This is a genomic window from Umezawaea tangerina, assembly GCF_003002815.1.
Taxonomy (GTDB): domain Bacteria; phylum Actinomycetota; class Actinomycetes; order Mycobacteriales; family Pseudonocardiaceae; genus Umezawaea; species Umezawaea tangerina.
The window spans coordinates 70,203-95,782 of the sequence record NZ_PVTF01000017.1; the positions used below are offsets into that span (position 1 = coordinate 70,203).

Here is a 25,580-nt window from a genome sequence, read left to right on the forward strand (position 1 = left end):
GTTGGACGAAGTTGGTGGGCCGCCTGGGTTTGTGTGGGTGTGTGCCCTGGTGCCTAGTTCTGTGGCAGGGGGGAGGCGCCGCGTTGGGTGAGTAGTTGTTGCATGTACTCGACTTCGCTGCTTTGCGACTTGAGCATGTTGTCGGCCAGTAGGCGCACCACGGGTTGGCTTGCGTGGGTGGCGGCGTATTCGGCCATGGGGGCGCCGCCGATGTGGTGGCGCAGCATGAGTTGCAGGAAGTAGGTGTCGAGTTCCTGGCCCGTGAGGGAGCGGAGTTTGGTGAGTTCCTCGGCGGAGGCCATGCCGGGCATTTCGGGGGTGGCCTGGGTGGTGGGGGAGTCGCCGTGGGAGTGGGCGGTGTTGTCCATCCACTTCATGTGGGTGCCGTCGACCGACTGTTCCGGGAAGCTCCAGAGGAGGAGCCAGCCCTTCATGCGGCCGATCTGCTCCAGCTGGGTGCTTTCGATGTCGAAAGCGAGCTGGCGGACCTCCAGGGTGGTGCTCCGGTCGCGGGCGATGTTCGCGAGCTGGACGCCCTGGAGGTGGTGGGCCGCCATGTCCTGGGCGAAGCCGACGTCCACGGAGTCGCGGTCCGGGTAGGCGTTGTCGGTGGAGCCGGGCAGCTTGATGAGCAGGCCGACGGCGGCACCGAGCAGGAGCACGGCGAGCACGGCAGCGGTGATTACCACTGTCCTCGCCAGGGTGGGACCGCCGGTCGGACGGTCGTCCTGGACGTGCTCGGTCGCGCCCGCGTCCTGCTCGGTGTCGGCCATCATCGGATCAGCTGCTCGGCGGGGTGCTCGGCGCCGGGGTGGAGGCGGACGGGTTCATGGTGGCGGGGGGCTGGTTGGCCTCGGAGGTGACGGTCTCGCCGCCGGTCATCGGGATGGCGTCGGCGCCGGGGGCCTCCGCGACGAACGGGGGCGGGCTGTCGACGGGGAAGCCCTGGGACTCGCAGGAGGCGCCGACCTCGGGGTAGGTGTTCGGGTTGCGGCGCAGGGACTCGATGAACTGGTCGATGCGCTCGTCGTCGGCGCTGTCCAGCTTGAGCTGGTGGCCCCACGACTGCAGCGAGATCGGCTTGTCGAGACCGGGGTAGGGCGACATCTGGGAGTACGGCTGGCCCGAGACGCGGGACTTCAGCTTCTCCAGGGCGTCACCGGTGACCTTGTCGGGGTTGTAGGTGATCCAGATGGCGCCGTGCTCGAGGCCGTGGACCATGTTCTCGGTGCGGACGGCGGTCGGGTAGACGGTGCCCATGCAGTCGGCCCAGGTGCCGTCGTGCGGTCCGCCGAAGGGCGGGCTCTGGTCGTAGGCGACCCGCTGGGTGGCCGTGACGTGCTTGCTGGCCTCGTAGTCCTTCTTGACGATGCCCGCGATCTTGTCCGACGGGTCCTTGTTCGTGTCTGAAGGGGTCCACTGCGCGAGCGCGGCCTCCTTCTGGTTCTGCGCGTCGATCTTGGAGTACGCGTAGCCGAACACGCCCACCGCCAGCGCGACCACGGCGACGACCGCCGCGATGGTGCCCCAGGGCTTGGGCTTGCTCGCCACCACGGAGGAGCGTGCCGCCTGCACGCTTCCGCGGTTGGCCTTAGTCTTCTTGCCGCTGACCATGTCCGCCTCAGATCTCGTGTCATCCGTGCACGACGCCGGACGACTGCCGCCGGCCAGTGTAGGGACACGGTGTCTGATCACCGTCAACACTCGGTCGCGCTGGGCGTTCGTCAACAGTTGCCACCTGACCGTGTGAGCGGCGCCATCCCACCTTCCGGGACTGGTCAACCCGGTCGAGACCAGCGCGAACGCTTCCCTAGACTTCTGCGGGTGACTCCCGCAGCGCTCGCTGAACTGGTCCGTGCGACGGCCGTGGAGGTGCTGTCCGGCCGCGGCCTGGACACCGCCGCACTGCCCACCGCGGTGACCGTCGAGCGACCCCGCAACCCCGACCACGGCGACTACGCGACGAACCTGGCCCTGCAGATCGGCAAGAAGATCGGCGTCCCCCCGCGCGACCTCGCCGGCTGGCTGGCCGATGCGCTGACCGGCACCGACGCGATCGCGTCGGTCGACGTCGCGGGCCCCGGCTTCCTGAACCTGCGGCTGGCCGCGGACGCGCAGGGCGCGATCCTGCGCGAGGTGCTGGCCGCGGGCGACGCCTACGGGACCGGCGAGGAGCTGGCCGGGCGCCGGATCAACCTGGAGTTCGTCTCGGCGAACCCGACCGGCCCGATCCACCTCGGCGGGGCCCGCTGGGCGGCGGTCGGGGACGCGCTGGGCCGGGTGCTGACCGCCAGGGGCGGCGACGTGACCCGCGAGTACTACTTCAACGACGCCGGCGCCCAGATCGACCGCTTCGTCGCCTCGCTGATCGCCGCGGCCAAGGGCGAGGGCGCCCCGGAGGACGGCTACGCGGGCGCCTACATCACCGACATCGCCGCCGAGGTGATCAAGCAGGAGCCCAGCGCGCTGTCCGCCGAGGACAGCGCCGAGGTGTTCCGCCGGATCGGCGTCAACCTGATGTTCGAGGAGATCAAGCAGGCCCTGCACGACTTCGGCACGGACTTCGACGTCTTCTTCCACGAGGACTCGCTGCACCGCTCGGGCGCGGTGGAGAAGGCCGTCGAGGCGCTGAAGAAGTCCGGGGCCCTGTACTTCGAGAACGGCGCCTGGTGGCTGCGCTCCAGCGAGTTCGGCGACGACAAGGACCGGGTGGTCATCAAGAGCGACGGCGACCCCGCCTACATCGCCGGCGACATCGCCTACCTCCAGGACAAGCGCTCGCGCGGGTTCGACCTGTGCATCTACATGCTCGGCGCCGACCACCACGGCTACATCGGCCGCCTCAAGGCCGCCGCGGCGGCGCTGGGCGACGACCCGGCGGTGGTCGAGGTGCTGATCGGGCAGATGGTGAACCTCGTCAGCGAGGGCAAGCCGGTGCGGATGAGCAAGCGCGCGGGCACCGTCATCACGATGGAGGACCTGGTCGAGGCGGTCGGCGTGGACGCCGCCCGGTACGCGATGGTCCGGTCGTCGGTCGACTCCGTGCTCGACATCGACCTCGACCTGCTGCGCAAGAACAGCAACGACAACCCGGTGCACTACGTGCGGTACGCCTACGCGCGCATCGCGTCGGTGCGCCGCAACGCCGCGGACCTCGGCCTGGAGCCGGACGACCGCTTCGAGCTCCTCGTGCACGACCGCGAGGGCGACCTGATCCGCACGCTCGGCGAGTTCCCGCGGGTCGTCGCCGCGGCCGCCGAGCTCCGCGAACCACACCGCGTGGCGCGCTACCTGGAGGAGTTGGCGGGCGTGACCCACCGGTTCTACGACACGTCCGAGCTGCGGGTGCTGCCCCGCGGCGACGAGGAGACCACCCCCGTGCACCGGGCGCGGCTCCAGCTCGTGCTGGCCGCCCGCCAGGTCTTCACCAACGGCCTCGGCCTGCTCGGCGTCACGGCACTGGAGCGCATGTGATGCGCGCGCACCCCGCCGGCCCCCGGCACGCCGACGTCATGACCTCCGGCAGCACCGCCGGAACCCGCCCGTCCACTCCGGACGGCATCGCCGAGCTGCACCCCGCGGTGTGGCCCCGCAACGCCGAACGCGGCGCGGACGGCGTCGTCACCCTGGCCGGTGTCGACGTCCGCGACCTCGCCCGCGACTACGGCACTCCGCTGTTCGTCATGGACGAGGACGACTTCCGGTCCCGCTGCGCCGAGCACGCCACGGCGTTCGGCGACCCGTCGCTGGTGCACTACGCGTCCAAGGCGTTCCTCAGCGTCGCGGTGGCCCGCTGGGTCGCCGAGGAGGGCCTGAGCATCGACGTGTGCAGCGGCGGCGAGCTGGCCATCGCGCTGCGCGCGGACTTCCCGGCCGAGCGGATCGCGTTGCACGGCAACAACAAGTCCGTCGCCGAGCTGACCGCCGCCGTCGAGGCGGGGGTCGGCGCGGTCGTGGTCGACTCGTTCTTCGAGATCGCCAGGCTCGACCAGATCGCCCGCGAGCGCGGGGTCGTGCAGCCGGTGATGATCCGGGTGACGGTCGGCGTCGAGGCGCACACGCACGAGTTCATCGCCACCGCGCACGAGGACCAGAAGTTCGGCTTCTCCCTGTCCTCCGGGGACGCCTCCGAGGCCGCGCGCCGCGTGCTCAAGGCCGGCGGGCTGCGGCTGACCGGCCTGCACAGCCACATCGGCTCGCAGATCTTCGACGCCAGCGGCTTCGAGATCGCCGCCCGCCGGGTGATCGGCCTGCTGGCCGACCTGCACGTCGAGCACGGCTCCGCGAAGCTCGAGAGCCTGACCACGGTGGACCTCGGCGGCGGCCTGGGCATCGCCTACACCTCGGAGGACGACCCGCCGCCGCCCGCCGAGCTGGCCCGCCAGCTGCACAACATCGTGCGCAAGGAGTGCGAGCACGCCGGGCTCCCGATGCCGCTGATCGCGGTCGAGCCCGGCCGCGCGATCGTCGGACCCGGCACGGTCACCGTGTACGAGGTCGGCACGATCAAGGACGTCGAGCTGGACGGCGGCCACACCCGCCGCTACGTCAGCGTCGACGGCGGGATGAGCGACAACATCCGCACCGCCCTGTATGACGCCGTCTACGACTGCAGGCTGGTGTCGCGCCCGGTCGACCCGGACACCGGGGCCGTGCTGTGCCGGGTCGTCGGCAAGCACTGCGAGGCGGGCGACGTCGTCGTGCGCGACTGCTGGCTGCCCGAGGACCTCGCGCCCGGCGACCTGCTCGCGGTCGCGGCGACCGGCGCCTACTGCTACTCCATGGCCAGCGGCTACAACCGGCTGCCGCGACCCGCGCTCGCCGCGGTGACCGACGGGCAGGCCCGCCTGCTGCTGCGCCGGGAGACCGAGGACGACCTGTTCCGCTTGGAGGTTGAAGGTGCCGGAAGGTAAACCGAACAGCGCCGGACCCATTCGGGTGGCCCTGCTGGGCTGCGGCACCGTCGGCACCGAGGTCGTCCGGCTGCTGACCGACCAGGCGGCCGACCTGACCGCGCGGATCGGCGCGCCGGTCGTGCTGACCGGCATCGCGGTGCGCAAGCCCAACAAGCACCGCGAGGTGCCGGCGGAGCTGCTGACGACCGACGCGGCCGCGCTGGTGGCCTCGGACGTCGACCTGGTGGTCGAGGTCATCGGCGGCATCGAGCCCGCGCGCACCCTCCTGCTGGAGGCGCTGCGCTCGGGCAAGTCCGTCGTCACGGCGAACAAGGCGCTGCTGGCCGAGCACTCCGCGGAGCTGTTCGAGGCCGCCGACGCCTCCGGGGCCGACCTCTACTTCGAGGCCGCCGTCGCCGGCGCCATCCCGCTGCTGCGGCCGCTGCGCGAGTCCCTCGCGGGCGACCGGATCACCCGCGTGATGGGCATCGTGAACGGCACGACGAACTTCATCCTCTCGGGGATGGACGCGACCGGCGCGAGCTACTCCGAGACGCTGGAGGAGGCGTCGCGGCTCGGCTACGCCGAGGCGGACCCGACCGCGGACGTGGACGGCTTCGACGCCGCGTCCAAGGCCGCGATCCTGGCCTCGCTCGCGTTCCACACCAGGGTCACCGCCTCCGACGTGCACCGCGAGGGCATCTCGGCGGTCAGCGCGTCCGACATCGCCGCGGCCAAGGGCCTCGGTCGCACGGTCAAGCTGCTGGCCATCTGCGAGCGGGTCACCGAGACCGCCGAGGACGGCACGACCAAGGAGTCCGTCGCGGCCCGCGTGCACCCGGCGATGATCCCGCGCAGCCACCCGCTGGCCGGGGTGAACGGCGCGTTCAACGCGGTGTTCGTCGAGGCCGACGCGGCGGGCGAGATGATGTTCTACGGCCAGGGCGCCGGCGGCGCGCCGACCGCGAGCGCGGTGCTCGGCGACCTCGTCGCGGTGGCCCGCAACCGGGTCCACGGCGGTCGCGGGCCGCGCGAGTCCGCCTACGCCGGGCTGCCGGTGCGGTCGATCGGGCAGACCCCGACCCGCTACCACATCAGCCTCGACGTGGCCGACCGCGCGGGCGTGCTCGCCCAGGTCGCGGCGGTGTTCGCCGAACACGACGTGAGCATCGCCGCGGTCCGGCAGGAGGGGCGCGTCGACGACGCCAGCCTGGTGATCGTCACGCACGCCGCGTCCGACGCGGCACTGCGGTCCACAGTGGACAAGGTCGGCGGCCTGCCGGTCGTCCGGGACGTGGTCAGCGTTATGCGGGTGGAAGGCGAAGAGCAATGACGATCCAAGCAGGCGTGCGCCCCGGCTGGCCCGGTGTCATCAACGCCTACCGCGACCGCATCGAGCTGCCGGACGGCGCACGGGTCGTCACCCTGCACGAGGGCGGTACCCCGCTGGTCGAGGCCGAGCACCTGTCCGAGCTGACCGGCTGCCGCGTGCTCGTCAAGGTCGAGGGCGCGAACCCGACCGGGTCGTTCAAGGACCGCGGCATGACCATGGCCATGACGTACGCGCTGGCCAGCGGCCTCAAGGCGGTCATCTGCGCGTCCACCGGCAACACGTCGGCCTCGGCCGCCGCGTACGCCGCGAAGGCCGGGCTGACCTCGGCCGTGCTCGTGCCGAGCGGCAAGATCGCGCTGGGCAAGATGGCCCAGGCCGTCATGCACGGGGCCAAGATCCTGCAGATCGACGGCAACTTCGACGACTGCCTGGAGCTGGCGAGCAAGACCGCGGCCGAGTACCCGGTGACGTTGGTCAACTCGGTCAACCCGGTGCGGCTGGTCGGCCAGAAGACCGCCGCGTGGGAGATCTGCGACGTGCTCGGCCGGGCGCCGGACGTGCACTGCCTGCCGGTCGGCAACGCGGGCAACATCACCGCGTACTGGCGCGGCTACCAGGACTACGCCGAGGACGGCGTCACGGCGGCCACCCCCAGGATGTTCGGCTTCCAGGCGGCGGGCGCGGCACCCCTCGTGCTCGGCGAGCCGGTTCGGAATCCCGAAACCATCGCGACGGCCATCCGGATCGGCAGCCCGGCGTCGTGGGCGGGCGCGGTCGCCGCCCGCGACGAGTCCGGCGGCCTCATCGCCGCCGTCACCGACGAGCAGATCCTCGAGGCCTACCGGCTGCTCGCCCGGCACGAGGGGATCTTCGTCGAGCCCGCGTCCGCGGCGAGCATCGCGGGCCTGCTGGCCACGGCCGCCGACGGCCGCCTGCCGAAGGGCTCCGTGGTGGTCTGCACGGTCACCGGCCACGGCCTGAAGGACCCCGACACGGCGATGCTGGGCATGGTCGCGGTCGAGCCCGTCCCGGTCGACCCCGGTGCCGTGGCGACGGCGCTGGAGCTGGCGTGACGACCGGCGTCCGGGTCGCGGTGCCCGGATCCAGCGCGAACCTGGGCTCCGGCTTCGACGCGCTCGGCATGGCGCTGGACATCCGGGACGAAGTGGACGTCCGCGTCGTGGACCGCGGTCTGGTCGTGCGGGTGAGCGGCGAGGGTGGCGAGAACGTGCCCACCGACGAGACCCACCTCGTGGTGCGGGCGTTCCGCGCGGCGTGCGCGGTCGTCGGGTTCGCACCGTCCGGTGTGGAGTTCGACTGCCGCAACGCGATCCCCCATTCGCGCGGTCTCGGCTCGTCGGCCGCCGCGATCGTGGCGGGTGTCGCGGCCGCGTACGGGCTGGCTGGTCGCGAGTTGGACACAGCGGCGTTGCAACTCGCGTCGGAGTTCGAGGGCCACGCCGACAACGCGGCGGCCAGCATGTTCGGCGGGGTCGTGATCGCGTGGTCGGAGGGCGGGGACTACCGGGCCGTCCGGCTCGACCCGCACGACGACCTCCGGCCGGTCGTGCTGGTGCCGTCGGAGGAGTCGTCGACCAAGACGACCAGGGGCCTGCTCCCGGCCGTGGTGCCGCACGCCGACGCGGCCTTCGCGGCGGGTCGGTCCGCGCTCGCCGTACACGCCCTGACCCGCGATCCCTCCCTGCTGCTGACCGCTTTGGACGATCGGCTGCACCAGTCGTACCGGGAGCCCGCGTGGCCCGCGACGATGAGGGTGGTCCACGACCTGCGCGCGGCGGGGGTGGCCGCGGCGGTGTCCGGGGCGGGTCCCACCGTGCTGGCGCTGCCGAAGGACGGCGAACTGCCCGTCGGGGTCGACGTGACGGGTTTCGACGTGCGCCGATCGGCCGTGGACCTGGGAGGGGTGCGCGTTCGGCCACTTGGCTGACGGCGCCACGCGGGGGTACCCCGGTTGTTGCACCCGCACCGGCCTGCGTCTACCCTCGGAGGCGATCAGTCACCGCGCGCACGGGCGCCGGTGCCGTGCCCGGACATTCGTTCCGGGTCGCATTCCAGCCAGCCAGGTGACCCTGTGCCGCAAGGGCGGGGTCGAGGCTGAATGGGCACCCGATCGCCGTGTGACCGAGAAGTCCCGTGCCGACGGACCTCGTCGTAAGTGCGAAATCGCCGCGTCGAATCCGTCTTCATCGGACGAACTGCTGTTCCGCATTCCGTCGGACGGCAGGTCCGCTGGGCCGCGTAGGAGGCGGGGTCCGGTCAGGAAGGACTTGTGTGAGCAACACCGATTTGTTGAGCAGCGACGCTGCTCCCGAAGCCGCTGCCAGTTCTGGAGCCGAGGAGAACGCCCTGTCCACCCCTTCCAACGGCAGCGCCCCGCGCAAGCGGGCTGGTCTGTCCGGCATGGTGCTCGCGGAGCTTCGTGAGCTCGCGGGCCAACTCGGCATCAACGGCACCGCGGGTCTGCGCAAGGGCGACCTCATCGCGGCGATCAAGGAAAAGCAGGGTGGTACCTCCGGTCGGGGCAGTGCCGCGACCCCGCCCGCCAAGACCGAGAAGCCCGCGGCCGTGAAGGTCGCCGAGGCGCCCGCGGTCGAGGCTCCTCGAGTCGTCGAGAAGGCCGCCCCGGTGGAGAAGCCGGTCCAGCAGCAGCTCGAGGTCTCCGACCAGCCCGCGACGGGCGGTGAGGAGGAGGGCGGCCGTCGCAACAACCGGCGCCGCCGGTCCTCCGGCCGCGCGGCGGGCAGCCCGGAGGCCCTGGTGGCCGCCCCGGCCGAGGCGCCCGCCGTCGAGCGTTCCCCGGAGCGCTCCACGCAGGAGCGTCCCGCCCAGGAGCGCCCTCAGCAGGAGCGTCCGCAGCAGGACCGCAACCAGGGTGAGCGCAACGAGCGCCCCGACCGCGGTGAGCAGCAGCAGCAGCAGCGCCCCGAGCGCGGCGAGCGCCAGGAGCGGGGTGACCGCGGCGACCGTTCCGAGCGCGGCAACCGCCAGGACCGGGGCGACCGGCAGGAGCGCGGCGACCGCCCCGAGCGCGGGCAGGGCCGCAACCGCCAGAACGACCGGCAGAACGAGCGGTCCAACGACCGGCAGAACGACCGCCAGAACAACGCGGTGGAGGACGACGACGAGGAGGGCGGTCGTCGCGGCCGTCGCTTCCGCGACCGCCGCCGCCGTGGCGGTCGGGTCGAGGGCGGCGCCCCCGGCGCGCCCGACACCGAGGTGCGCGACGACGACGTCCTGCTGCCCGTCGCGGGCATCCTGGACGTGCTGGAGAACTACGCCTTCGTGCGCACCTCCGGCTACCTCGCGGGCCCGAACGACGTCTACGTCTCGCTGTCGCTGGTCCGCAAGTACGGCCTGCGCCGCGGCGACGCGCTGATCGGTGCCGTCCGCCAGCCGCGCGACGGCGAGCAGCAGCGGCAGAAGTTCAACCCGCTGGTGCGCGTCGACAAGATCAACGGCTTGGACCCGGACCAGCTCAGGAACCGGGACGACTTCACCAAGCTCACGCCGCTGTACCCGAACGAGCGACTGCGCCTCGAGACCGAGCCGCACATCCTCACCACGCGCGTCATCGACCTGGTGATGCCGATCGGCAAGGGCCAGCGCGCGCTGATCGTGTCGCCGCCGAAGGCGGGCAAGACCTCGGTGCTCCAGTCGATCGCGAACGCGATCACGACGAACAACCCCGAGTGCCACCTGATGGTCGTCCTCGTGGACGAGCGTCCGGAAGAGGTCACCGACATGCAGCGCTCGGTGAAGGGCGAGGTCATCGCCTCGACCTTCGACCGGCCGCCGTCAGACCACACCACCATCTCCGAGCTGGCCATCGAGCGCGCGAAGCGCCTCGTGGAGATGGGCCACGACGTGGTCGTGCTGCTCGACTCGATCACCCGCCTGGGCCGCGCGTACAACCTGGCCGCCCCGGCGTCCGGGCGCATCCTGTCCGGTGGTGTCGACTCGACGGCGCTCTACCCGCCGAAGCGCTTCCTCGGCGCGGCGCGCAACATCGAGGGCGGCGGCTCGCTCACCGTCATCGCGACCGCGCTGGTCGAGACAGGCTCCGCCGGTGACAGCGTGATCTTCGAGGAGTTCAAGGGCACCGGCAACGCCGAGCTCAAGCTCGACCGCAAGATCGCCGACAAGCGGATCTTCCCCGCGGTGGACGTCGACCCGTCCGGTACCCGCAAGGAAGACCTGCTGCTGTCACCGGACGAGCTCGCGGTCATGCACAAGCTCCGCCGCGTGCTGCACGCGCTCGACAGCCAGCAGGCCATCGAGCTGCTGCTCGACCGGCTGCGCAAGAGCCGGACGAACATCGAGTTCCTCATGCAGGTCGCCAAGACCACCCCCGGCAACGAGGGCGTCTGACCTACCCGCTCCGACCACCAGGGCCATTCCTCCGGGAATGGCCCTGGTGCCGTTTCAGGGCCAGTACGGCCGGGAGCGCTCGGCTGCCCCGGTGACCAGGGCGCCGTCCAGTTCGACGATCGTCAGGTCGATGCCGCCGAACGGCCACTCCACCGCGAACTCCAGCGGCGCCGCGGGCGGCAGCGGCCACAGCCACAGGCCGTTGGAGGCGTGGCTGAGGTGCATCCCGCCGCCGAAGCGCGAGCCGCCGCCGAAGGGCGTCCAGGACAGCACGGTGCCGTCCGGCGGGGTGTCGCGGTCGCCGCGGGGGACACCGCGGACGGTGGTGGCCTTGGTGCCGTCGGGGAAGCGGACGCCGAACCTGAGCACCTTGTCGGGCAGGCCGCCGGCCTCGGAGGTGCCGTTGATCATCGTGGTGTGGCCGGAGCTGCGCAGCTCCCACCAGTCGTTCAGCGACAGGTCACCGCGACGGGTCACGACCTCGGTGAGCAGGAGGCAGCCGGTGGAGTACACCTTCACCGAGTCGAGGAGGACCACGACGTTGTCGCTGCGCGCCACGACGAGCTGAAGGGGAACGGTCACGCCGATCTCCTCGGCCGGTGGGGACAGCCACGGCGGGATCGGTGGGGGCTCCGGGGGTTCGGTGTGCTGGGCGTCGGGATCGGGTTCGAAGAACATGGCTCCGACGGTATTGAGGACGGCGGTCGCGCGGGGGCGGTACGGGGGAACCCAGGGGGTGTATTTGAGGGAAGCTCACGTTCGGTGTTCCGAAGGCACGGCGTCTCGATTGCCCGGTGGGTGCGGCGGCGTGGCGCGGCAGGCCGGGCGTCCCCTGTTCGTGAGGACCCCCCGACGCACACGCTACGGCGGGGGTACGACATTTTCGGGTGCGTCGGGTGCGTCGGGTGCGTCGGGTGAAGGCGTAAAGGCGAGTGGGCGGCGTTCGGGGCCTGGGGCGCGGACCGGTCAGCAGCCCGCTGAGGTGTACCGGCCGCTGGCGGCGAGGGCGGTGGTGCGGCGGCGTTCGACGACGTACCAGCGGATGAGCAGGGCGACGACGGGGATGCCGAGGCCGGTCATGACGAGGACGGGGAGGCGGAGGCCGTCGGTGGCGACGCCGAGGACGAGAACGGACCACGGGTACGTCCAGCGGAGCCAGCGGCGTTGCCAGGTGGAGCGCCAGCGGACCGCGCTCCCGGTCGCGATGGCGACCGCGGTGGCGGCGCCGAACACGGGGGCGGACAGGCCGATCGACCAGTCGAAAGAGCCGAGGAGGAGGCTGGCGAGGCCGGTCAGGCCGATCACGGCGGTGGCGAAGAGGTACGGGACTGCCAGCCAGGTGGGCAGACCGAGTGGGCGTCCAGCGGCGCAGAGCACCCGGCAATTGTGTGGGCCAGTGGTCCGACACGCTGCCCTGAGTAGCCGAACGGCGGCCCGTTGCGCCGAACGGACGCCGCGCATCGGCGAACGGCGGAGGTGACCAGTGGCGCGAGTCACCATTGACGAACGGGAACAACGCGAGGTCAACCGGCGTTTTCGTCCTCGTCAGAGCATCTGGCAGACTCACGAGTCGAGTCCGGCTCCGGTTCACCCCAATCCAGGGGACCCGGCGGCCACACCGCTGAAAGGGACGAGACGTTGAAGACTGGCATCCACCCGCAGTACATCTCCACCGATGTGACGTGCAGCTGCGGGAACGCGTTCACCACGCACAGCACCAAGACCTCCGGGTCCATCCACGTCGAGGTCTGCTCGAACTGCCACCCGTTCTACACCGGCAAGCAGAAGATCCTCGACACCGGTGGTCGGGTCGCGCGCTTCGAGGCCCGCTACGGCAAGCGCGCCAAGTAGCTTCGTCCACGGCGTCCGCCCGAGCCACGTCGGCTCGGGTCGGGCGCCGTTGTCGTTTGCCCGGAACGAAGCACAGGAGTAGTCGTGAACCAGCCCCTTGACGCCCTGCTCGCCGAGCACGCCGACCTGGAGAAGCAGCTCGCCGACCCGGCGGTGCACGCCGACCAGGCGGGCGCGCGCAAGCTCGGGAAGCGCTACGCCGAGCTGGGCCCGATCGTGAGGGCTGTCCGCGACCTCGACCAGGCCCGCGAGGACCTGGAGGCGGCGACCGAGCTGGCCGAGGACGAGGCGTTCGCGGCCGAGGCCGAGGAGCTGAAGGTCCGGATCCCGCAGCTGGAGGCGCGGCTCACCGAGCTGCTCCTGCCGCGCGACCCGCACGACTCGTCCGACGTGCTCCTGGAGATCAAGTCCGGTGAGGGCGGCGAGGAGTCCGCCCTGTTCGCGGGCGACCTGCTCCGCATGTACCTGCGCTACGCCGAGCGCCACGGCTGGAAGGCCGAGGTCCTCGACGGCACCGACTCCGACCTCGGCGGCTTCAAGGACGTCACGGTCGCCATCAAGAGCAAGGTCCCCACCGCGGACGGCGTCTGGTCGCGGCTGAAGTTCGAGGGCGGTGTGCACCGCGTGCAGCGCGTGCCCGTCACCGAGTCGCAGGGCCGCATCCACACCTCCGCCGCCGGTGTCCTGGTGTTCCCGGAGACCGAGGACGTCGAGGTCGAGATCGACGAGAAGGACCTGCGCGTCGACGTGTTCCGCTCGTCGGGCAAGGGCGGCCAGTCGGTCAACACGACCGACTCGGCGGTCCGCATCACGCACCTGCCGACCGGCATCGTCGTGTCCTGCCAGAACGAGCGCAGCCAGCTGCAGAACAAGGCGCGCGCCATGGTCGTGCTCCAGTCGCGGTTGGTCGCGCTGGCCGAGGAGCAGGCGCAGCAGGACGCGTCGAACGCCCGCAAGACCCAGATCCGCACGGTCGACAGGTCCGAACGGGTGAGGACGTACAACTTCCCGGAATCCCGCATCTCCGATCACCGCGTTGGGTACAAAGCACATAACCTGGACCAGGTGCTCGACGGCGACCTCGACGCGGTGCTGGACGCGCTCGCGACGGCCGATCGGGCGGAGCGACTCGCTGGCGGGTGACTGACGAGGAGGCGCGCGATGGCCGAGCTGGTGGTCGACCCCCAAGGCGCTCCTCTCGACACCGGACTCGACATCCGGGTCACCGGGCTCGACCCCGACTCGTCCGCCACCATCTCCCTGACCACCGGCGACCGCGCGTCGCGGGCGGTCTTCGTCGCCGACGAACGCGGTGTGGTCGACCTCACCCGGCACGCGCCCGTCGAGGGCGACTACTCCGGCGTCGACCCCATGGGCCTGTTCTGGTCGCTCGCCCCCACCGGCCGCGCGGCCGGTGCGACGCTGCTGGAGGTCGAGGGCGTCGGCAAGGTCGAGATCGACCGCCGCGCGGTTCCCGAGGGCGTGGTGCGCACCGAGGTCGACGAGGACGGGCTGGTCGGCGTGCTGTTCACGCCGGACGACGACGACGTGCACCCCGGCGTGATCGTGCTCGGCGGCTCGGAGGGCGGCCTGCACGAGCTGGACGCCGCGATGCTGGCCGGGCACGGGTTCGCCGCGCTGGCACTGGCCTACTTCGGGGCGCCGGGCGTGCCGCGGGACCTCGTGGACATCCCGCTGGAGTACTTCGGCACCGCCATCTCCTACCTGTCCGCGCGGGCGGGCGAGATCGGCGTCATCGGCGGCTCCCGCGGCGGCGAGGCCGCGCTGCTGATCGGGGCCGCGTTCCCCGAGGTGCGGGCCGTGGTCAGCGTCGTCGGCAGCGGCGTGGTCACCCAGGGCATCGGCGCCCGCACCGGCCTCCTGCCGATCCTCCAGGACGAGGCCGCCCCGTGGACGTGGCGCGGCGACCCGCTGCCGTACCTGCCCTACTCCGTGCCCGACGCCCTGCGCGCGGCCGTCGTCGACGACGAGCCGGTGCCGCTGCGGCAGGCGTTCGACCTCGGCGACGGCGTTCCCGAGGAGGCGGTCATCCCGGTCGAGCGGATCCGCGGCGGGGTGCTGCTGCTGTCGGCGGGCGACGACCTGAGCTGGCCGTCGGACGAGCTGAGCGCGATCGCCGAACGCAGGCTCGCCGAGCACGACCACCCCTACCCCCACGAGCACGTCAGCTACCCGCGGGCGGGCCACCTGATCGCGGGCCCGCCGCACCGGCCCGCCACCGACGTGCAGGTGCCGGGCCCCGGTGTGACCTTCCTGATGGGTGGCACGCCGTCGGAGACCGCCGCCGCCCGCGACGACGCGTGGCGTCGGTCGCTCAAGTTCTTCTCGGAGCTCCTGGACACCTAGTCTGGGGAGCATGAGCGCACACTTTGACGTCGTGGTCCTCGGTGCGGGCCCTGGAGGGTACGTCGCCGCGATCCGGTCGGCCCAACTCGGCCTGAAGACTGCGATCATCGAGGAGAAGTACTGGGGCGGGGTGTGCCTCAACGTCGGCTGCATCCCCTCGAAGGCGTTGCTGCGCAACGCCGAGCTGGCCCACATCTTCACCCACGAGGCCAAGACGTTCGGCATCAAGGTCGACGGCACGGTCAGCTTCGACTACGGCGTGGCGTTCCAGCGCAGCCGCAAGGTCGCGGACGGGCGCGTCAAGGGCGTGCACTTCCTGATGAAGAAGAACGGCATCACCGAGTACCAGGGCCGCGGCGAGTTCACCGACGACCACACGATCGTCGTGAACGGCGAGACGGTGACGTTCGACCACGCGATCATCGCGGCGGGCGCGACGACCCGGATGCTGCCCGGCACGGCCAAGAGCGACCGCGTCGTGACCTACGAGGAGCAGATCCTCAGCGAGGAGCTCCCGGAGAGCATCATCATCGCGGGCGCGGGCGCCATCGGCGTCGAGTTCGCCTACGTGATGCACAACTACGGCGTGAAGGTCACCATCGTCGAGTTCCTCGACCGCATGGTGCCGCTGGAGGACGTCGAGGTCTCCACCGAGCTGGCCAAGCGGTACAAGAAGCTCGGCGTCGAGGTCCGCACCGGCACCCGCGTCGAGTCGATCGACGAGTCCGGCCCCAAGGTGCGCGTCACCGTCACCAAGGACGGCAAGGAAGAGGTGCTGGAGGCCGACAAGGTCATGCAGGCCATCGGTTTCCAGCCGCGGGTCGAGGGCTACGGCCTGGACAAGACCGGCGTGCGGCTGACCGAGCGCGGCGCCATCGACATCGACGGCCGCTGCCGCACGTCCGTGCCGCACATCTTCGCGATCGGCGACGTCACCGCGAAGCTGATGCTCGCGCACGCCGCCGAGGCCATGGGCATCGTCGCCGCCGAGACCATCGGCGACTCCGAGACCATGGAGCTCGACTACGTGATGATCCCGCGCGCCACGTTCTGCCAGCCGCAGATCGCGAGCTTCGGGTACACCGAGGCGCAGGCCCGTGAGAAGGGCTTCGACGTCCAGGTGGCGAAGTTCCCGTTCACCGCCAACGGCAAGGCGCACGGCCTCAACGAGCCGGGCGGGTTCGTGAAGCTGATCAGCGACGGCACCCACGGCGAGCTGCTCGGCGCGCACATCATCGGTCCGGAGGCGACCGAGCTGCTGCCGGAGCTGACCCTGGCCCAGCAGTGGGACCTGACGGTGACCGAGGTCGCGCGCAACGTCCACGCGCACCCGACGCTCGGCGAGGCCGTCAAGGAGGCCGTGCACGGCCTCGCGGGTCACATGATCAATTTCTGATCCCCCGGTGGTGTGGTGCCGGGCGCCCGTGCCCGGCACCGCGACTACCATCCGTGCATGAACCGACAGCCCATCCGCCTGGCCCTCGTCGAGGCCGAGCGCATGCTGGCGGCGGCCGGTGTGGACAGTCCCCGCGTCGACGCCGAGTACCTCGCCGCCCACGTGCTTGGGGTGGAGCGGTCCCGGCTCCCGCTCATCCCGATGGTCGACCAGCAGGTGCTGGAGACGCTGCACAAGCTGGTGCGCAAGCGGGCGGAACGGGTGCCGCTGCAGCACATCCTCGGCTGGTCGCCGATGGGGGCGATCAGGGTCGACGTCGGGCCGGGCGTGTTCATCCCGCGGCCGGAGACCGAGTTCCTGCTGGAGTGGGCGCTCACCCGGATCAAGGACGTCGAACGGCCGGTCGTCGTGGACCTGTGCACCGGCTCCGGGGTGCTGGCGCTGGCCGCCGCGAACGCCCGCCCGGACGCCGAGGTGCACGCCGTGGAGCGCGACGTGGACGCGCTGGCGTGGGCCCGGCACAACTCCGACGCCCGCGTCCTGGCGGGGGACACGCCGATCCGGCTGCACTCCGGAGACGTCACCGAACCGGGTGTGCTCGTCGATCTGGAAGGGACGGTCGACCTCGTGCTGTGCAATCCGCCCTATGTGCCGGAAGGCACACCCGTGCAACCCGAAGTCGCCGACCACGATCCGCACGCGGCGGTGTTCGGCGGTGCCGACGGATTGGACGTCATCCGCTCCGTGGTGGGACTTTCGGCGCGGTTGTTGCGGCACGGCGGGTACGTCGCCATCGAGCACGACGACAGCCATGGCGAGTCCGTGCCGAGTTTGCTGAGCGCCCGCCGCGTGCTCACCGACGTGGCCGATCACCGGGATCTCGCAGGTAGGCCGCGTTTCGCGACCGCGAGGAGGGGCTAGGGGGCGTGTTCTCCACGGCGGTGGAATTGTCGGTCGACCAGTGCATTAACGTGATCCCGAAGGGGCATTTCGTGCGAATTGCCCTCTGATCTGGCACAATTGCCTGCCGGCTATTCAGAGGGGAGTAACGTGACTGTCAATAAGCCGGATGAGTGGTCCGAATTCCGCTTATGGCTCGATGTTCAGCTCGAATGGTTGCACAGCGTCGAACCCCAGACCGATTTCCGGCTGGTGGAACAGGCGCGCGGGCTCTTCCCGACGATCTACGAGCCCGGCGCCCCGGCCCGCGCCGTCACCGAGCTGGAACGGCTCGCCAAGTCCGCGTGGTCCGCCGAGGGCACCGCGCTGCTGCGCCACTACCTCGGCTACGCGCTCGCCGTCCGGTCGATGGAGGTGCGCGGCCTCATCGGCGACAGCGGCGTCGTCATCGTCGAACGCCTCGCCGACCGCATCCTGGCGCTCGAGACGTGCGACCCGGAGCTGGACGAGTTCGCCGAGGAGCTGCTCGGCCGCCGCGAGGAACCGAAGGCCCGCAACACCCACCGCGCCGTCATCGCCTTCACCGCCCTCCTGCTTGTCTTCGGCGTCGCCCCCGTCGTCACCGGCGGCCTCATGGGCAGCCCGACCCTCATGGGCTCCGGTGCCCTGCTCGCCGCCGTCCTGGTCGCCGCCTTCGCCTGGCAGTACCGCGCGATGACCCTGCGCACCCCGGTCGGCCGAACGGGGCGCTGACCCCTCGGCGAGGCTGGTCGACACCGCCCGTCCGGCTTCGTGGAGGCGACCTGGTGCCGTGTCCCGGTGGCTTCCGACACGGTCCCTCGCCCGGTGCGGAGTCCTCCTCCGCCGACCTGGTCCACGGGTTCGGCGGCTGACCGCGTTCCGCCCCCGCGCGGCCCGTCCCACTGCCAGGATGCTCCGGTGGACGACGACCTGGCCTCCGCCGTAGCCCGTGCGATTCCCCTTGTGCTCAAGCACATCCCGGTCGGCGCCGCCGTCGAGCTGGGCAGGCTCGCCGTCGGGCCGGGCAGGACCCGGCACCGGGAGCGCGGGTCGGTGGTGGCGGAGGCCGCGCGCGGACTGCGGTCGGGTGAGCGGTTGTTCGGGGCCCTGGAGCTCCTGGTCGACGAGCTGCGGGTGCCGGTGCCCGCGGAGCTGGTCGGGCACCTGGTGGTGCGCGAGGGGACGTTCGGCTTCATGGTGGCGGACACCGAGGGCGAGGCCGTGAAAGCGGTGCGGTTGCTGGAGGTCTGCCATCCGGGCGCGGTCGAGGTGGTCCGGGACGTGGTCGACGGGCTCGTGCGCGACGACGTCGTGGCGCCGTTGCTGCGCGTCGACGCGGGTGGCGAGGAGGCCCTGGCCGGGCGGCACGGCGCGGCGCACCTGGCGCTGTGCGTCGCGGTGGCGGCGGGTGTGCTGCGGGCCGTGGGGGAGGACTGGACGGTGACGTCGGCGGCCGTGGTGGGGACCGCGCTCGGGACGGCGGCGCTGCTGCTGCCGCGGCTGCCGATGCCGGACCGCTACGCGGCCGCCGTGCTGGAGAAGCGGCGGGCGGAGTACCTGTACCCGCAGTGGTCGTCGGTGTCGCCCGCGGTGCGCGACCACCGGTTCGCGCTGGCCGAGGGGGACGTGCCGGAGGAGGTGGACTTCTCCGCGAACGGGCTGGTGGCGGTGGTGCCCGGCGGCGTGGTGGTGCGGACCGGGCTGGCCGAGGGGGTGGTCTCGGCGTCGTTGGAGGTGCTGGAGGGACCGCCGGAGGAGGTCGACCCGGCGGGGTGGGACGAGGTCGTCGAGACCAGCTGGACGGCGCGGGTCGGGTCGGCGCGGGTGGCCGGGCCGCCGTCGTGGCAGGGGCACCGGGCGGAGACGCCGCCGTGGCCGGGGGACTACCGGCTGCTGGTGCGCGCCACCGGGCGCGACGACGGCGCCGAGGAGCGGTACGCGCTGACCACGTGGCGCGCGCCCGCCGCGCCGGACGTGGTGCACCTGCGCACCGACCGGCTCGGCCACCGGCTGCGCGGCGAGCCGGAACCGGCGGTGGCCGCCGCGCCGGAGGCCGGGCACCGGTGGGTCTCGGGCAGCTCGCTCGACCAGGCGGCGACGGTCACCGTCGTGGTCGGCTCCGCGGTGGACGACGTGGTCAGGGCGTTCGGCGGCGACCCCGCGGACCCGCGACCGGCCGACCGGCTGCGCCAGGACTCCGGCACGCCGTGGGTCGCGGTCGCGGTGGTGGACGACGCGGTCGTGGTGTTCGAGGAGAACGGGTACCAGGGCACCCGCGACGGCGTCCTGGCCGCGGTGTCGCGCCGCGGGCGGGCGGCGAGCGCGTTCTGGAACGCCAACGCGCTGACCGCGCTGTCCTTCGCGCGCGGCGGCGAGGTGCTGGCGTCGTTCGAGCCGGGACCGTGCCCGAGCGACGACCCGGAGGTCCGGGCCGCGTTCGACGCCGTCGACCTGGACGACCCGCGCCACCTGGAGGCGAAGCTCGTGACGGTGGCCGCGCTCTTCGCCGGGCACGGCGCCACGGCGGACGACCTGGCCACCGCCGTCGGCTACGAGGTCGCGGAACAGGCCTGACGGCGGCCCCGCCCGCCCGATCACTACGCTGTCCGGGGTGAGCACGGTCTACGACACCAGTGAGCTGAACAACCGCGCGGCGGGGCTCGCCGCCGCGGCGGGCGCGGTGCGCTCCGGCAGACTGGTCGTCTTCCCCACCGACACCCTGTACGGGTTGGGCTGCGACGCGTTCGACGCGGCCGCCGTGCGCTCCCTGCTGGAGGCGAAGGGCCGTGGACCGGACATGCCGGTGCCGGTGCTGGTCGGTTCCTGGACCACGATCGACGGTCTGGTGCTGAGCGTCCCCCGGCAGGCCCGCGCGCTGATCGAGGCGTTCTGGCCGGGCGGGCTGTCGCTCGTCCTGCCGCACGCCCCGTCGCTGTCGTGGGACCTCGGGCGGACCAGGGGCACGGTCATGCTGCGCATGCCGCTGCACCCGGTCGCGCTGGAGCTGCTGCGCGAGGTCGGTCCGATGGCCGTGTCCAGTGCGAACAAGAGCGGGTTCGCGCCCGCGACGACCGCGTGGGACGCCCGTGAGCAGCTGGGCGACGCGGTCCCGGTCTACCTGGACGGCGGACCGTCGGGCGAGAGCACCGCCTCGACGATCGTCGACCTGACCGGCCCCGACGCGGTCGTGCTGCGCGAAGGCGCGGTGCCCGTCGCCGAGGTGTCCGAGGTGCTGGGCCTCGAAGTCGAGGTCGCCCGCTAGTCGATCTTGGTCCACCGAGTACGGTGGAGCCGGATAACTCACCGCCGCTCACCCGGCCTACCGAGGGGTCAGCCTTCCAGCCGTGGGCCCGTTGCCAGCCTCAGCGTCAACCGTCCTCCCCGTCCGGGAGTACCTCCTCGTCTGCCTGACAGCCGCGGTGGTCACCTTCCTGCTCGTCGGGCTGGTCCGCCTGTTCGCCTTCAAGATCGGCGCGGTGGCCTACCCCCGGCAACGCGACGTGCACGTCAAGCCCATGCCCCGGATGGGCGGTCTCGCCATCTACGGCGGCGTCCTCGGCGGCATGATGCTGGCGCACCAGCTCCCGGTGCTGCGCTCCGCGTTCGACTTCTCCAACGACCCGTACGCCGTGATCGTCGGCGGTGGCGTGATCGTGCTCGTCGGCGTGCTCGACGACCGGTTCGAGCTCGACTCGCTGACGAAGCTCGCGGGCCAGGTCACCGCCGCCGGCCTGCTCGTGCTGTTCGGCCTGCAGTGGCTGGTGTTCTGGGTGCCGTGGGGCGACAACGGCGCGGGCACCGGCTCGCTGCTCTCGCTCGACCAGAACCAGGGCGCGCTGCTCAGCGTGCTGCTCGCCGTGACGATGGTGAACGCGATGAACTTCGTCGACGGCCTGGACGGCCTCGCCGCGGGCATCGGCCTCATCGCCGCCGTCGCGACCTGCGCGTTCTCGATCGGACTGCTGGCCAAGAACCAGGGCGACGTCGGCGCCTACCCGCCCGCCCTGATCGCGGCCACCCTCGCGGGCGCCTGCCTCGGCTTCCTGCCGCACAACTTCAACCCGGCCCGCATCTTCATGGGCGACTCCGGGTCGATGCTGATCGGCCTCATGCTCGCCGCCGCCACCACGTCGGCCTCCGGCAAGCTGAACTACGCCAGCCTCGGCGCCCCCGACCTGCTGGCCCTGCTCTCCCCGCTGCTGGTCGTCGCGGCCGTCCTCTTCGTCCCGCTGCTCGACCTGCTGATGGCCGTCGTCCGGCGCACCCGCCGCGGCGAGAGCCCGTTCTCGGCCGACAAGATGCACCTGCACCACCGGCTGCTGGAGATCGGGCACTCGCAGCGCCGCGCCGTGCTGCTCATCTACCTGTGGGCGGGCGTGCTGGCGTTCGGCGCCGTGGCGCTCACCCTGTTCGACGTGCGCGTGGTCGCGTGGTGCTTCGGGTTCGGCCTGCTCATCGCCCTGTTCGTGAGCGCGATCCCGCGGCTGCGCGAGGTCCGCCGCGGGCAGTGAGGGTTCTGGAACACTGGAACGCATGTCAGTGCTCCCGGATCCGATGCACCACCTGCTGACCGTGGCGGAGTACGCGGCGCTCGGCGAGGTCGAGTCGGGGTACACCGAGCTGGTGGAGGGCAGGCTGCTGCTGTCGCCGGGCCCGACGCCGGACCACAACCTGGCGTCGGGGGAGCTGTACCACCAGCTGCGGCCGCAGCTGCCGGACGACCTGGCGGTCGTGCAGTCCGTCGACGTGGACCTGGAGCTCGCGCCGCCCGGCCAGCCGGGGTTCTCGCGCCGTCCCGACCTGGTGGTCGTGCACCGCGCGGCGACGCGGCGGGTGCGGGCGGAGGGCGGGCCGTTCCGCGCGTCCGAGGTGGTCGTGGTGGTGGAGATCGTGCTGCCGGACTCGCGGCGCACTGACAGCGTCGCCAAGCGCGGCGAGTACGCGGACGCGGGCATCCCGCACTACTGGATGGTCGACATCGCCGACCCGGTGACGCTGGTCGCCTGCCACCTCGCCGACGAGCGCGGCTACCGGGAGCTGCCCGCCGCGACGGGCGTCTTCGCCCTCACGGCGCCGTTCGCGCTGCGGCTGGGACTGGACCGGCTGGTCTGATCGACTTCCGCGACGCGCGGCGGAACGTTCACCGCGAGTTCATCGCCGCGCCGCTCCGGAACGTCGGAATCCGCACCTGCGCGAAGCGTGGAAATCCAACCTCTTACACTCGGTGGTATGAGCGAGACCAGCGAAGATCTGACTCATGCCGGCATGGTGCGCGGACTGGCGGGAGCGATGTTCCGCGGCGCGCTCATCCCGACCGTGGTCACGGTGGTCTTGGGTGTCGTGGTGTTCGGCGTGCTGTACGGCGTGCCGGGTGCTCTCGGCGCGCTGGTCGGGGGGCTGGTGATCATCGCGTCTTCTTTGGCGACGCTCTGGCTGATGCACCGGACCGCGGCGCTGGAAGTGCACTTCGTGATGGCCGCGGCACTCGGCGGATTCATGCTGAAGATGCTGGTGTTGCTCGGGGTAATGATTCTGCTGCGCGATGTCGAGTTCCTGCACACCAACTCGGTGGCAATCACGATGATCGCGACGATTCTCGTTGCGGCGGCTGCCGAGGGGCGTGCCTCCAAACGGAGCAAGACGCTCAACGTGATCCCGTCGACCGCCGCGGAGCCCTCTTAAGCCGTACGCCCGTCCGGGACGTCTCTACCGGCTGATATGGTTCGCCCGCAGACCTGGACGCCCCCTCCTCCGGCTTGGCCGAGGGGGGTGCCGCTGGCAGGTGTCTGCGGTCCGTAAGGTACGTTAAGTCCTGATCGTGACGATTCCCCCGGCGGAGTGAACGCCGGCCGGGAGAACCGGAAGGAGCCCAGTGGGCGAGCTGGTGCTGGCCGAGGGTGGAGAGTTTGCTCCCCCCGGTGCGAAGGATTTCTTCTTGCCACCGATCTTCGGTGGTGTCACCAAGCCGATGGTGCTGGTCGTTCTGTCGGTCATCATCATCGCGGTGTTCTTCCTGCTCGCGACGCGCAGCTTCAAGCTGGTGCCGAGCAAGTTCCAGTTCATCGCCGAGTCGGTTTACGACATGGGCCGCAACACGATCGCGCGTGAGCAGATCGGTGGCAAGGACTTCAAGCCCTTCGTGCCGCTGATCGTCACGTTGTTCACCTTCGTACTCGTGAACAACCTGTTCGGGATCATTCCGCTGATCCAGTTCCCGACGATGTCGCACATCGGTTTCCCGTTGGCAGTCTCGGTGCTCGTGGTGTACCCCGTTTACCACTTCGTCGGGTTCAAGCGCCACGGATTTGTCGGCTACCTGCGCAACCAGTTGTTCCCGCCGGGTGTGCCGAAGCCGGTCTACGTGCTGCTCGCGCCGATCGAGTTCTTCTCGAAGTTCATCATGAACCCGATCACGCTCGCGATCCGAGTGTTCGCAGCGATGTTCGCCGGGCACCTCATCCTCTTGGTGTTCACCTTGGCCGGTGAGTACCTGCTCCTCGAAGCGGGCGGAGCCCTCAAGCCCGTCTCGCTGCTGTCTTTCGCCTTCGCCATCGCTATGACGTTCCTCGAGGCGCTGATCCAGGTCATCCAGGCCTACATCTTCGCCCTCCTGTCCGCCAGCTACATCGGTATGGCGCTGGCCTCAGACCACTGAGCACTGAGGGACACACCAAGCCCCCGCTCCGCACTGACCGCGGAGCGAGTTCGAAAGGGATACGCACGTGAGCAGCATGCTTCTCGCACAGGCCGCCGCCGAGGTCAACATCAACCCGGGTCTCGCCCTCATCGGCTACGGCCTCGGCGCGATCGGCCCCGGCATCGGCGTGGGTCTCATCTGGGCCGCGGTCATCAACGGCACCGCTCGTCAGCCGGAGGCCCGTGGCCCGCTGATGAACATCGCCTGGACGACCTTCGTGCTCGTCGAGGTCCTCGCCCTGATCGGCCTCGTGCTCTTCTTCATCGCTTCGGCCGCTTAATTACCGGCCTCATCGCGTAGGGAGACGTCGTGGTGAACACCTTGATCCTGGCGGAGGACGCCCCGAGCCCGGTGCTGCCGCACCCCTCGGAACTGATCCTCGGTCTGATCGCCTTCCTGCTCCTGCTCTGGGTCATGCAGAAGTTCGTGGCCCCCCGCTTCGAAGCGCTCTACTCGGAGCGTGCCGCGAAGATCGAGGGTGGCATCGAGCGCGCCGAGCAGGCGCAGGCAGAGGCGCAGAAGGCGCTCGACGAGTACAAGGCGCAGCTGGCCGAGGCTCGTGCCGAGGCGGCCCGCATCCGCGACGACGCGCGCGCCGAGGGCACGCAGATCGTCGAGGAGCTGCGCGAGCAGGCCCAGGCGGAGTCCGCGCGGATCGTCGCGCAGGGCCAGCACCAGTTGGACGCGCAGCGCGCCCAGATCGTCGCGGAGCTCCGCGCCGACCTCGGCCGCGTCGCCGTCGAGCTGGCGGGCAAGGTGGTGGGCGAGGCCCTCGAGGACGAAGCCCGTCGCCGCGGCACTGTCGACCGCTTCCTCAACGAGCTGGACGCCGTAGCGGCGCCGGCGACCAAGTAAGAGGACGCCGATGACGTTCCACGCAGCGAGTCGAGAGGCTCTGGCCGCCGCCGAACTGCGGCTGCTCGAGCTGGTCGACGCCACCACCAACGCCGACGACCTGACCACCTACGGGGAAGAGCTGTTCTCCGTGGTGAGCCTGTTGACGGCCCAGCCGCAGCTGCGGCGCGCGCTCGGCGACTCGTCGTCGGACCGCGCGGGCCGCGAGCAGCTCGTGAAGGGCCTGCTCTCGAGCCAGGTCTCCGCGGGGACCCTCCAGGTCCTGGTCGCGGTGGTCACCGCGAAGTGGTCCAGCCCGCGCGAACTGGTCGACGGCGTCGAGTCGCTGGCCCAGACGGTGCTGCTGGTGCGCGCCGAGCGGGACAACCGCCTCGACGCGGTGGAGGACGAGCTGTTCCGGCTCGGCCGCATCGTGGCCGGGTCGCAGGACCTGGAGCTGGTGCTCTCCGACCACTCCGTCACGCCCGACCGCAAGGTCGAGCTGGTGCGGGGCCTGCTCGCGGGCAAGGTCGAGGCCATCACCAAGCTGCTGGTCGACCAGCTGGTGCGCGAGCCCCGCGGCGCCCACGTCGTCGACGGGCTCATGCGGCTCGCGGACCTCGCGGCCAAGCGCCGTGAGCGCTCGGTGGCGCACGTGCGCACGGCCGTCGAGCTGAGCGCCGCTCAGCAGGACCGCCTCGCGGCTACGCTGACCACCATCTACTCACGACCGATCGCACTGCACGTCGAGGTTGACGCCTCGCTCGCCGGTGGCCTGCTGATCAAGATCGGCGACGAGGTCATCGACGGAAGCGTGGCTGGTCGGTTGGCGGCCCTTCGCCGCGACCTCGCCGGCTGACCAGAACCGGAACCGCGGCTTCACCAAAGCCCCTTTCC

At 71.3% G+C, this 25,580-nt stretch carries 25 protein-coding genes; 21 read left to right on the top strand and 4 right to left on the bottom strand.

Annotated features, from left to right (window positions below; genetic code table 11):
• Window positions 1-53: 53 nt before the first annotated feature.
• Window positions 54-776 carry a DUF305 domain-containing protein gene (locus tag CLV43_RS40430; RefSeq protein ID WP_342749851.1) on the bottom strand — a complete coding sequence of 241 codons (723 nt, stop codon included), beginning with the start codon at window positions 774-776 and terminating at the stop codon, window positions 54-56.
• 4 nt (window positions 777-780) lie between these two features.
• Window positions 781-1,614 carry a thioredoxin-like domain-containing protein gene (locus CLV43_RS40435; protein WP_106195064.1) on the bottom strand — a complete coding sequence of 278 codons (834 nt, stop codon included), beginning with the start codon at window positions 1,612-1,614 and terminating at the stop codon, window positions 781-783.
• Between the two features lie 210 nt (window positions 1,615-1,824).
• Between CLV43_RS40435 and argS the strand changes: the two genes are divergently transcribed.
• From argS to rho, 6 genes are all read left to right on the top strand, one after another.
• Window positions 1,825-3,474: an arginine--tRNA ligase gene (gene argS / locus CLV43_RS40440; RefSeq protein ID WP_106195068.1), complete on the top strand. Its 1,650-nt coding sequence runs from the start codon at window positions 1,825-1,827 to the stop codon at window positions 3,472-3,474.
• Window positions 3,474-4,913 carry a diaminopimelate decarboxylase gene (lysA, locus tag CLV43_RS40445; protein WP_106195335.1) on the top strand — a complete coding sequence of 480 codons (1,440 nt, stop codon included), beginning with the start codon at window positions 3,474-3,476 and terminating at the stop codon, window positions 4,911-4,913. The genes argS and lysA overlap by 1 nt, the downstream gene beginning before the upstream one ends.
• Entirely contained in the window at window positions 4,900-6,228 is a 1,329-nt protein-coding gene (locus tag CLV43_RS40450) for a homoserine dehydrogenase (protein WP_170156234.1), read from the top strand. The genes lysA and CLV43_RS40450 overlap by 14 nt, the downstream gene beginning before the upstream one ends.
• Window positions 6,225-7,301, top strand: a complete 1,077-nt coding sequence (gene thrC / locus CLV43_RS40455) for a threonine synthase (RefSeq protein WP_106195074.1) — start codon at window positions 6,225-6,227, stop codon at window positions 7,299-7,301. Before CLV43_RS40450 ends, thrC begins: the two co-directional genes overlap by 4 nt.
• Window positions 7,298-8,176: a homoserine kinase gene (thrB, locus tag CLV43_RS40460; RefSeq protein ID WP_106195077.1), complete on the top strand. Its 879-nt coding sequence runs from the start codon at window positions 7,298-7,300 to the stop codon at window positions 8,174-8,176. The genes thrC and thrB overlap by 4 nt, the downstream gene beginning before the upstream one ends.
• A 344-nt stretch (window positions 8,177-8,520) precedes the next feature.
• The gene (gene rho, locus CLV43_RS40465) at window positions 8,521-10,617 is read left to right on the top strand and encodes a transcription termination factor Rho (protein WP_106195080.1); all 2,097 of its coding nucleotides are present in this window, start codon (window positions 8,521-8,523) and stop codon (window positions 10,615-10,617) included.
• A 54-nt stretch (window positions 10,618-10,671) separates the two neighbouring features.
• Here rho and CLV43_RS40470 read toward each other — a convergent pair whose 3' ends face one another.
• A complete protein-coding gene (locus tag CLV43_RS40470; RefSeq protein ID WP_106195083.1) occupies window positions 10,672-11,295 on the bottom strand; it encodes a hypothetical protein in 624 nt (207 codons plus the stop codon).
• 288 nt (window positions 11,296-11,583) lie between these two features.
• A complete protein-coding gene (locus tag CLV43_RS40475) occupies window positions 11,584-11,994 on the bottom strand; it encodes a hypothetical protein (RefSeq protein ID WP_106195085.1) in 411 nt (136 codons plus the stop codon).
• Between the two features lie 261 nt (window positions 11,995-12,255).
• Here CLV43_RS40475 and rpmE point away from each other — a divergent pair, with 261 nt between their 5' ends.
• The 15 genes from rpmE to CLV43_RS40550 all read left to right on the top strand — a co-directional run bounded on the left by rpmE (window position 12,256) and on the right by CLV43_RS40550 (window position 25,542).
• A complete protein-coding gene (gene rpmE, locus CLV43_RS40480) occupies window positions 12,256-12,468 on the top strand; it encodes a 50S ribosomal protein L31 (protein WP_106195088.1) in 213 nt (70 codons plus the stop codon).
• 84 nt (window positions 12,469-12,552) lie between these two features.
• A complete protein-coding gene (prfA, locus tag CLV43_RS40485) occupies window positions 12,553-13,611 on the top strand; it encodes a peptide chain release factor 1 (protein WP_106195091.1) in 1,059 nt (352 codons plus the stop codon).
• 18 nt (window positions 13,612-13,629) lie between these two features.
• Window positions 13,630-14,835: an acyl-CoA thioesterase/bile acid-CoA:amino acid N-acyltransferase family protein gene (locus tag CLV43_RS40490; protein ID WP_106195094.1), complete on the top strand. Its 1,206-nt coding sequence runs from the start codon at window positions 13,630-13,632 to the stop codon at window positions 14,833-14,835.
• 10 nt (window positions 14,836-14,845) lie between these two features.
• Window positions 14,846-16,231, top strand: a complete 1,386-nt coding sequence (gene lpdA / locus CLV43_RS40495) for a dihydrolipoyl dehydrogenase (RefSeq protein WP_106195097.1) — start codon at window positions 14,846-14,848, stop codon at window positions 16,229-16,231.
• A gap of 57 nt (window positions 16,232-16,288) precedes the next feature.
• Complete coding sequence (prmC, locus tag CLV43_RS40500; protein ID WP_106195338.1) at window positions 16,289-17,152, top strand: peptide chain release factor N(5)-glutamine methyltransferase; 864 nt, start codon at window positions 16,289-16,291, stop codon at window positions 17,150-17,152.
• Between the two features lie 195 nt (window positions 17,153-17,347).
• On the top strand, window positions 17,348-17,884 hold the full coding sequence (locus CLV43_RS40505; RefSeq protein WP_106195100.1) for a hypothetical protein: 537 nt from the start codon (window positions 17,348-17,350) through the stop codon (window positions 17,882-17,884).
• Window positions 17,885-18,070: 186 nt separating this feature from the next.
• Window positions 18,071-19,726: a DUF6461 domain-containing protein gene (locus CLV43_RS40510; RefSeq protein ID WP_146175108.1), complete on the top strand. Its 1,656-nt coding sequence runs from the start codon at window positions 18,071-18,073 to the stop codon at window positions 19,724-19,726.
• A gap of 37 nt (window positions 19,727-19,763) precedes the next feature.
• A complete protein-coding gene (locus CLV43_RS40515; protein ID WP_106195105.1) occupies window positions 19,764-20,414 on the top strand; it encodes an L-threonylcarbamoyladenylate synthase in 651 nt (216 codons plus the stop codon).
• Between the two features lie 82 nt (window positions 20,415-20,496).
• Complete coding sequence (locus CLV43_RS40520; RefSeq protein ID WP_425445797.1) at window positions 20,497-21,663, top strand: glycosyltransferase family 4 protein; 1,167 nt, start codon at window positions 20,497-20,499, stop codon at window positions 21,661-21,663.
• Between the two features lie 22 nt (window positions 21,664-21,685).
• On the top strand, window positions 21,686-22,264 hold the full coding sequence (locus tag CLV43_RS40525) for a Uma2 family endonuclease (RefSeq protein ID WP_106195108.1): 579 nt from the start codon (window positions 21,686-21,688) through the stop codon (window positions 22,262-22,264).
• Between the two features lie 117 nt (window positions 22,265-22,381).
• Window positions 22,382-22,834, top strand: coding sequence for a Cg1360 family ATP-synthase-associated protein (locus tag CLV43_RS40530; RefSeq protein WP_106195111.1), 453 nt, complete (start codon window positions 22,382-22,384; stop codon window positions 22,832-22,834).
• 190 nt (window positions 22,835-23,024) lie between these two features.
• Window positions 23,025-23,807: a F0F1 ATP synthase subunit A gene (atpB, locus tag CLV43_RS40535; RefSeq protein ID WP_170156235.1), complete on the top strand. Its 783-nt coding sequence runs from the start codon at window positions 23,025-23,027 to the stop codon at window positions 23,805-23,807.
• A gap of 67 nt (window positions 23,808-23,874) precedes the next feature.
• The gene (locus CLV43_RS40540; protein ID WP_106195114.1) at window positions 23,875-24,129 is read left to right on the top strand and encodes an ATP synthase subunit c family protein; all 255 of its coding nucleotides are present in this window, start codon (window positions 23,875-23,877) and stop codon (window positions 24,127-24,129) included.
• A 32-nt stretch (window positions 24,130-24,161) separates the two neighbouring features.
• On the top strand, window positions 24,162-24,704 hold the full coding sequence (locus tag CLV43_RS40545) for a F0F1 ATP synthase subunit B (RefSeq protein ID WP_425445798.1): 543 nt from the start codon (window positions 24,162-24,164) through the stop codon (window positions 24,702-24,704).
• 10 nt (window positions 24,705-24,714) lie between these two features.
• A complete protein-coding gene (locus tag CLV43_RS40550) occupies window positions 24,715-25,542 on the top strand; it encodes a F0F1 ATP synthase subunit delta (protein ID WP_106195117.1) in 828 nt (275 codons plus the stop codon).
• Window positions 25,543-25,580: the final 38 nt, after the last annotated feature.

Bases quoted from the DNA above. Each gene is read 5' to 3' on its own strand.
- CLV43_RS40430 (WP_342749851.1), bottom strand. From the start codon at position 776: ATGATGGCCGACACCGAGCAGGACGCGGGCGCGACCGAGCACGTCCAG.
- CLV43_RS40435 (WP_106195064.1), bottom strand. From the start codon at position 1,614: ATGGTCAGCGGCAAGAAGACTAAGGCCAACCGCGGAAGCGTGCAGGCG.
- lysA (WP_106195335.1), top strand. From the start codon at position 3,474: ATGCGCGCGCACCCCGCCGGCCCCCGGCACGCCGACGTCATGACCTCC.
- thrC (WP_106195074.1), top strand. From the start codon at position 6,225: ATGACGATCCAAGCAGGCGTGCGCCCCGGCTGGCCCGGTGTCATCAAC.
- CLV43_RS40470 (WP_106195083.1), bottom strand. From the start codon at position 11,295: ATGTTCTTCGAACCCGATCCCGACGCCCAGCACACCGAACCCCCGGAG.
- CLV43_RS40490 (WP_106195094.1), top strand. From the start codon at position 13,630: ATGGCCGAGCTGGTGGTCGACCCCCAAGGCGCTCCTCTCGACACCGGA.
- lpdA (WP_106195097.1), top strand. From the start codon at position 14,846: ATGAGCGCACACTTTGACGTCGTGGTCCTCGGTGCGGGCCCTGGAGGG.
- prmC (WP_106195338.1), top strand. From the start codon at position 16,289: ATGAACCGACAGCCCATCCGCCTGGCCCTCGTCGAGGCCGAGCGCATG.
- CLV43_RS40525 (WP_106195108.1), top strand. From the start codon at position 21,686: ATGTCAGTGCTCCCGGATCCGATGCACCACCTGCTGACCGTGGCGGAG.
- CLV43_RS40530 (WP_106195111.1), top strand. From the start codon at position 22,382: ATGAGCGAGACCAGCGAAGATCTGACTCATGCCGGCATGGTGCGCGGA.
- CLV43_RS40550 (WP_106195117.1), top strand. From the start codon at position 24,715: ATGACGTTCCACGCAGCGAGTCGAGAGGCTCTGGCCGCCGCCGAACTG.